This is a genomic window from Streptomyces nanshensis (assembly GCF_001751255.1).
Taxonomy (GTDB): Bacteria; Actinomycetota; Actinomycetes; order Streptomycetales; family Streptomycetaceae; genus Streptomyces; species Streptomyces nanshensis_A.
Window position 1 is genome coordinate 6,289 of sequence record NZ_LJGW01000016.1, and the last position, 6,996, is coordinate 13,284.

Sequence of the window (6,996 nt, forward strand, 5' to 3'; positions counted from 1 at the left end):
CTTGCCGAGCGCTCCGCAGGCGAAGGCGCAGGCGGAGCCGAGGTCGGCGACGGGGGTGCGCAGCGAGTGCCAGGGCAACGGCGGTTCGGCGAGGGGGAGTTCGCGGGCGTAGGCGGCCAGCAGCCGCAGCCCGAGGTCGGTGGCCGGGACGCCGTGGGCCGCGCGGGGCGGTGACTCGGTCTCGGGGCCGTGGCTGCCGGGGCCAGTGGTGCGCGCCGTGCCCGTCGAGTCGGCCCCGGCCTCGCCCTCCGGGTCGCCGTCCGCCTCGGCGTACGCGGCGAACGCCGCCAACGTCCCCGCCGCGCCGCCCAGTTGGACGGGCAGCGCCGCCCGTACCGCCGCGAGCCGGTCGTGTGCGTCCAGGACGAGGCTGCGCCAGCCCGCGACCTTGAGCCCGAACGTCGTGGGCACCGCGTGCTGCGTCAGCGTGCGGCCGGGCATCGGGGTGTCCCGGTGCTCGGCGGCCAGTAGCGCCAACTCCCGTGCCGTACGGTCCAGTTCGGGCAGGGCGGCGTCCAGGGCGCGCGCCGCGACCAGCATCAGGGCGGTGTCGAGGATGTCCTGACTGGTGGCTCCCCGGTGCACGTACGCCGCTGCGTCCGGGCCTACCGCGTCGCCCAGGTCGGCGGCCAGCGGGATCACCGGGTTGCCGCCGGAGCGGGCGCGCAGCGCCAGACCGCGTACGTCGAAGCGCTCCGCGCGGGCGGCCTCCGTCACCGCCTCCGCGACCTCACGGGGCGCCAGGCCCAGGCTCGCCTGCGCCCGGGTCAGCGCGGCCTCGGCGTCCAGCAGGGCCTGGAGCACCGCGGTGTCGCCGGTGCCGGACTCGGTGCCCGAGCCCGCACGCGCCGGCGCCAGCAGCCCGACGTCCTCCGGGCCCGCGCCGTCCGCGTGCCCGTCGGTGTGCCCGTCCGAGCCCCGCGGTCCGCCTCCCGCCGCGCCTCCCCGTACGGAGCCGGGAGCGGGGACCGAGCCGTCATCGGTGGAAGTCAAGGAAAACCGTCTCCTTCTCGCCCTGCAGCCGGATGTCGAACCGGTACGAGCCTGTGGCACCTTCGGCCGTTGCCAACAGGGTCTCGCGCCGTTCCGCGTCGAGCGAGGCGAGAAGCGGGTCGTCGGTGTGCGCCCGAGTGTCCTCCGGAAAGTACACACGGGTGAAGAGGTGGTGCAGCAGCCCGCGTGCGAAGACGCACACACTGATGTACGGAGGGTGGCCCGGGCGCGCTCCGGGCTTGACCGTACGGGCCGTCCAGTGCCCGTCGGCGTCGGTCGGCACGCGGGCGAAACCGGTGAAGTCCACGCCGTTACGGCCGAGATGGCCGCCGTCGACGGGGTCGCGCCGCATCGAGCCGGGCGCTCCCGCCAGGCCGCCGTCCGCGTCCGCCTGCCACAGCTCGATCAGGGCGTCCGGGACGGGCGCGCCCGAGCCGTCGCGGACGTACCCGTGCACGGTGACGGTGTCCGCGGCGTTGGCGGGAGCGACGTCGCCGCCGCCCGGGAAGGGGAGGGCGTAGCCGTAGAAGGGGCCCACGGTGTGGGACGGGGTCGGCTGGAGCGGCTCGGAGCCGTGCGGGCCCTGTCCGTCGGCGGCGGCCTGGTCGCGTGTGTTCTCCGGCGCGGTCACGGGCGGCCCTCCTCGATCCAGGTGGCGGACGGTCCGTCGAGGACGATGTCCCAGCGGTAGCCCAACGACCATTCGGAGCGCGACAGTTCGTGGTCGTACGCGGCCACCAGCGCCTGCCGCGCCCGCTCGTCCGTGACGGACTGGAGTATCGGGTCGTGGGCGAAGAGCGGGTCGCCCGGGAAGTACATCTGGGTCACCAGCCGCTGGGTGAAGGCCGTGCCGAACAGCGAGAAGTGGATGTGGGCGGGACGCCAGGCGTTCTCGTGGTTGCGCCACGGGTAGGCGCCGGGCTTGACCGTGGTGAAGGAGTAGCTGCCGTCGTCGCCGGTCAGGGTGCGTCCGACGCCGGTGAAGTTGGGGTCGAGCGGCGCGGGGTGCTGGTCGCGCAGGTGGGCGTAGCGCCCGGACGCGTTGGCCTGCCACAGCTCGATGAGCTGGCCGCGTACGGGCCGGCCCGCGCGGTCCAGCAGCCGCCCCGAGACGGTGATCCGCTCCCCGAGGGGTTCGCCGGTGTGCTGCCGCGTCAGGTCGTGGTCGATGTCGGTGACGTCGGTGGGGCCGAAGACGGGGCCGTGCAGTTCGACGGTCTCGGGGTCGGGCTCCACCGGTACGAGCGGCCGATGCGGGTGGCGCAGCGCACTGCTGCGGTACGGGGCGTAGTCGCGCGCGGGGTGGTGGACGGCGGGGGCTCCGGCGGCGCGCGACGCCTCGTACGCCTCGCGCAGCTCCGCGACTTCGCGGTCGATGTCTCGCTGGGTGAGGGGCATGGACACCTCTTCTGCTTCTGTCGTCCCGCACGGACGGGACGACGGGTCCTCTGCGGCGGCGGATCCGGTACGGCGACGAGTCCCGTACGGCGGGGACCGGCGGGGCGTGAGACCGGTGCCGGTGCCGGGCGGCGGCGCCCGTCGGCCGAAGACGCTCAGTGTGCTGAGTATTTTCCGGCGGTGCCTTCTGACGCTGCCACTCCCGTACATACGCGTCAAGAGGCCGTACAGCGAGGGCATATCGCGTGGGGACGCTCGACAGCCCGTACCGTACGGCGGGAGAATCCGTCAGTACACGATCGGTACACGACGGCGATTCCGTGCCCGTGAGCAGCGGTCGCGGCGACGTGGGGAAGCGGGGAGCGCATGGCGGCGGTGGATCTGAGCACACATCCGGGGCATCTGGCGCGCCGGCTTCAGCAGGCGCACTCGCTGCTGTGGGGGGCGATGGTCTCGGAGGAGACGACGTCGCCGCAGTTCGCCGTGCTCAACGCGCTGGAGGAGAAGCCCGGCATGGACCAGCGGACGCTGAGCGAGCACGTCCACCTCGACCGTTCCACCGTCGCCGACGTCGTGGCGCGGCTCGCCGGGCGGGAGTTGCTGGAGCGGGTGCGCGACCGGCGGGACGGACGCCGCAACGTGCTGCGGCTGACGGCGGAGGGCCGCCGGGTGCACCGGAGGCTCGTCACCCGTACCGAGCGGATGAACCGCGTCTTCCTCGCGCCGCTCGACGAGGACGAACGGCGGACCCTGCTGCGGCTCGTCGCGCGGGTGGCGGGCGCGGCGGAGGAACTGCGCGGCTGAGGCGTCTCCGGGGCCGCGGGCCGCACCGCGGAGTCAGCGCACGTGGGAGTCAGCGGATACGCGAGCGGAAGACCGGTACGCACACCCCTTCTTCGTCCAGACAGCTCCCCGTCCGCAGATCGAAGCGCTGCTTGAGCAGGGGAGAGGCGACGAAGGGCGCGCCGTGCGCGGAGCCGAGCAGCCCGCGCGAGAGGACGCAGGCGCCGGTGAACGGGTCGCGGTTGCCGATGACATACGGACGGCCCGCGCGGTCCAGGAAGACCGCGGCCTGTGTGCCGTCCCGCAGCAGGGCCGCGACGCCGCGGCCCGGGGTGAGGGCGTCCAGCCCGCACAGGGCGAACCAGCCCTGGGCGTCGTGGACTTCGACCCGTGGGTGCGGTGCCGCAGCGGCGGCGTGCGCGTGGTCCGCGTCGTCCGCCGCGCGTGCCGAGGGTGCTGTGCTTGCTGTGCCTGCCGTACTTGCCGTGCTTGCCGTACTCGTCGTACGCGTCGTGGCCGTCGTCATCGTGCCGTCGCTCCTTCGAGCCCCGCGGTACCGTGCGCGTCCTCGGCGGTCCGTACGGGCAGGTCCGGGCCGGAGAGCAGCGTCAAGTCCGGCTTGATCTGGTCGCGTTCGGCGGTGAAGCGCACCGTCGGGTCGGGGACGTCCGGCGCGTTGACGAACGAGACGAAGCGCGCCAGCTTCTCCGGGTCCTCCAGGGCGGCCGACCACTCGTCGCGGTAGTGCGCCACATGCTCGGCCATGAGCGCCTCCAACTCGTCGCAGAGCCCGAGCGAGTCGTGCACGACCACGTCCCGTACGTGGTCCAGGCCGCCTTCGGTGCGCTCCAGCCATGCGGAGGTGCGCTCCAGCCGGTCCGCGGTGCGGATGTAGAACATCAGGAACCGGTCGGTCAGCCGCACCAGTTCGGCGTCGCTCAGGTCCTGCGCGAGCAGGTCGGCGTGGCGCGGCGTCGCGCCGCCGTTGCCGCCGACGTACAGGTTCCAGCCGGACGAGGTCGCGATCACCCCGAAGTCCTTGCTCATCGCCTCGGCGCACTCGCGGGCACAGCCCGAGACCCCGGCCTTCAGCTTGTGCGGGGAGCGCAGCCCCCGGTAGCGCAGTTCGAGGCCGATGGCCATGCGCACGCTGTCCTGCACGCCGTAGCGGCACCAGGTGCTGCCCACACAGGACTTGACGGTGCGCAGCGCCTTTCCGTACGCGTGTCCCGACTCGAAGCCCGCCTCGACGAGCCGCGTCCAGATCGCCGGGAGCTGCTCGACGCGTGCGCCGAACATGTCGATGCGCTGGCCGCCGGTGATCTTCGTGTAGAGGCCGAAGTCCCGTGCCACCTCGCCGAGGACGATCAGCCGCTGCGGGGTGATCTCACCGCCGGGCACCCGCGGTACGACCGAATAGGAGCCGTTGCGCTGGAGGTTGGCGAGGAAGTGGTCGTTGGTGTCCTGCAACGCCGCCTGCTCGCCGTCCAGTACGTGGTCCTCCGCGCCGATGGACGGCGCGAGCGAGGCGATCACCGACGCCACGGCGGGCTTGCACACCTCGCAGCCCTCGCCGCCGCGGGCCTCCTCGCGGCCGTGGGAGTCGAGCAGTGCGGAGAACGAGGTCAGCCGCAGCGTGCGCACGATCTCGTACAACTCGGCGCGCGTGTGGGCGAAGCAGCCGCACAGCCCGCGGTCGACGGCGACGCCGCCCGCCTCCAGCTCCGCCTCCACGAGCTGCTTGAGCACCGGGACGCAACTGCCGCAGCCCGTACCGGCGTTGGTGCACTTCTTCACCGACGCCACGTCCGTGCAGCCCTGTTCGGCGACGGCGGCGCGGACGGCGCCCTTCTCGACATGGTGACAGTTGCAGACGACGGCGTCCTCGGGCAGCGCCGCCGGGCCCAGACCGCCGGAGGACTCCCTGCTCCCGTCCGCGCCCTCGGGCAGCACCAGCGTCCCGGGCGGTACGGGCGGCACCGAGCCGGTCAGCGCGCGCAGCGTGCCGTACGACGCGGCGTCGCCCACGAGCACACCGCCGAGCAGTGTGCCGTCGCCGGAGACGACCAGCTTCTTGTAGACCCCGGCGCGGGAGTCGGCGTACACGACGTCGAGGGCGCCGTCGGCGGTGCCGTGCGCGTCGCCGAAGGAGGCCACGTCGACGCCGAGCAGTTTGAGCTTGGTGGAGGTGTCGGCGCCCGTGAACATGCGGGGCCGGGACGGTGCGGCGACCCCGGCGCCGTACCGCGCGAGCCGTTCCGCCACGGCGTCCGCGGCCGCCTCCGCCATCTCGTAGCCGGGCGCGACCAGTCCGTAGACGGTGCCGTCGGCGGCGTGGGCGCACTCGCCGACCGCGTACACGTCCGGGTCCGCGGTACGGCACCGCTCGTCCACGGTGACGCCGCCGCGCGGGCCCGTCTCCAGCCCCGCGGCGCGGGCCAGTTCGTCGCGGGGACGCACGCCGGCGGCGAAGACCACCATGCCGGCGGGGAGCCGGCGGCCGTCCGAGAGCGTCATCGCCGAGACCGCGCCCGCCTCGTCCGTGCCGATCTCCTCGCCCGCGACGCCCGTGTGGACCTCCAGCTCCATCGCCTCCAGGGTGCGGCGCAGCGCGGCGCCGCCGCCCGCGTCGACCTGGAGCGCCATCAGCCGGTCGCCCGACTCCACGATGTGCGTGCGCAGTCCGAGGCCGCGCAGCGCTCCGGCCGCCTCCAGACCGAGCAGCCCGCCGCCGACGACGATGCCCGCGCCCGCCGCGTTCCGCACCCGTTCCTCGGCGTACTCCTCGATGGCGAGCAGATCCTCGACGGTGCGGTAGACGAAGCAGCCCTCGGCGTCGCTTCCGGGCACGGGCGGTACGAAGGGGTACGAGCCGGTGGCCAGCACCAGCGCGTCGTAGCCGACGGTCCGGCCCGAACGGGAGGTGACGGTGCGGCGCTCGCGGTCGACCGCGGCGGCCGGGTCCCCGAGGTGCAGCGTGATGCCGTGCGAGGAGAGGAAGTCCTCGTCGCACAGGGCGAGTTCGTCCGGTGCGGTGCCGGAGAAGTACGAGGTGAGCCGGACCCGGTCGTACGCCGGACGCGGCTCTTCGGCCAGGACCACCACACGGGCGGCGGCGGTGACGCCGCGTGCGGCGAGGGCCTCCAGGAAGCGCTGTCCGACCATGCCGTGGCCGGCCAGCACGATCGTCGGTGCCGTCGGTGCCGTCGGTGCCGTCGGTGCCGTCGGGATCGGGGCCGGTGGCGTCATCGGTGCGGGTCCTCTCCGTCGTGGGTGAGCAGGTGGAGGAGCGGTTCGGAGCGCAGCGGCTCGTCGTCCTCCCAGGCGCGGGCGAGCGTGCCGACGGCGGTCAGATCGCCGAGCAGGACGCCCCCGGCGAGCCGTCCGCCTCGTACGACGACCTGCCGATGGACGCCGCGGGTGGCGTCGCTGAGCCGTACGACGTCGTCGCCCGCGCGGGGGTGCGGATCGCCGAACGCGGCCAGATCCAGGGCGGGTTGGGCCTCCCGTACGGCGGTCGCTGACGACGGCGGTGACGAGGGCGGGGGGCCGCCCGCCGGGAGGGTGAGGCGGGTGAGAGTCCGGGTGCCGCGGTAGCGCGGCGGGGGCATGCCGCCCGGCACCTCCGCGGCGCCGTCCCGTTCCGTGACCCGGGCGCCGTGCAGCAGCACCCGGGCGAGGGCGTCGGCCTGGTCCTGCGCGGGCACGGCGAGTCCGTGCAGGACGCCGTCGTACTCGGCGCAGTCGCCGATCGCATGGACGCGCGGGTCGCTCGTCCGCAGCGCGTCGTCCACGACGACGCCCCGTGCGACGTCGAGCCCG

Annotated in this window: 6 protein-coding genes and 1 pseudogene; 1 reads left to right on the top strand and 6 read right to left on the bottom strand. The window is 74.1% G+C overall.

Annotation, left to right across the window (positions count from 1 at the left end):
* The 3 genes from AN218_RS36285 to pcaH all read right to left on the bottom strand — a co-directional run.
* A partial coding sequence (locus tag AN218_RS36285; RefSeq protein WP_244900175.1) for a lyase family protein occupies nt 1-861 on the bottom strand: 861 nt, incomplete at its 3' end.
* 115 nt (nt 862-976) lie between these two features.
* Nucleotides 977-1,531, bottom strand: coding sequence for a protocatechuate 3,4-dioxygenase subunit alpha (gene pcaG, locus AN218_RS00470; RefSeq protein WP_070014435.1), 555 nt, complete (start codon nt 1,529-1,531; stop codon nt 977-979).
* An 89-nt stretch (nt 1,532-1,620) separates the two neighbouring features.
* A complete protein-coding gene (pcaH, locus tag AN218_RS00475; RefSeq protein ID WP_070014431.1) occupies nt 1,621-2,391 on the bottom strand; it encodes a protocatechuate 3,4-dioxygenase subunit beta in 771 nt (256 codons plus the stop codon).
* A gap of 366 nt (nt 2,392-2,757) precedes the next feature.
* Here pcaH and AN218_RS00480 point away from each other — a divergent pair, with 366 nt between their 5' ends.
* On the top strand, nt 2,758-3,195 hold the full coding sequence (locus AN218_RS00480; protein ID WP_070014432.1) for a MarR family winged helix-turn-helix transcriptional regulator: 438 nt from the start codon (nt 2,758-2,760) through the stop codon (nt 3,193-3,195).
* Nucleotides 3,196-3,244: 49 nt separating this feature from the next.
* On the opposite strand, the gene AN218_RS37720 is transcribed toward AN218_RS00480, so the two are convergent.
* From AN218_RS37720 to AN218_RS00495, 3 genes and pseudogenes are all read right to left on the bottom strand, one after another.
* Complete coding sequence (locus tag AN218_RS37720) at nt 3,245-3,700, bottom strand: nitrite reductase small subunit NirD (RefSeq protein ID WP_079131684.1); 456 nt, start codon at nt 3,698-3,700, stop codon at nt 3,245-3,247.
* A complete protein-coding gene (gene nirB / locus AN218_RS00490) occupies nt 3,697-6,423 on the bottom strand; it encodes a nitrite reductase large subunit NirB (protein ID WP_070014433.1) in 2,727 nt (908 codons plus the stop codon). Before nirB ends, AN218_RS37720 begins: the two co-directional genes overlap by 4 nt.
* Nucleotides 6,420-6,996, bottom strand: a pseudogene (locus AN218_RS00495) (FAD-dependent oxidoreductase); the annotation flags it as partial. The pseudogene AN218_RS00495 and the gene nirB, both read right to left, overlap by 4 nt.

Bases quoted from the DNA above. Each gene is read 5' to 3' on its own strand.
- pcaH (WP_070014431.1), bottom strand. From the start codon at position 2,391: ATGCCCCTCACCCAGCGAGACATCGACCGCGAAGTCGCGGAGCTGCGC.
- nirB (WP_070014433.1), bottom strand. From the start codon at position 6,423: ATGACGCCACCGGCCCCGATCCCGACGGCACCGACGGCACCGACGGCA.
- AN218_RS00480 (WP_070014432.1), top strand. From the start codon at position 2,758: ATGGCGGCGGTGGATCTGAGCACACATCCGGGGCATCTGGCGCGCCGG.
- AN218_RS37720 (WP_079131684.1), bottom strand. From the start codon at position 3,700: ATGACGACGGCCACGACGCGTACGACGAGTACGGCAAGCACGGCAAGT.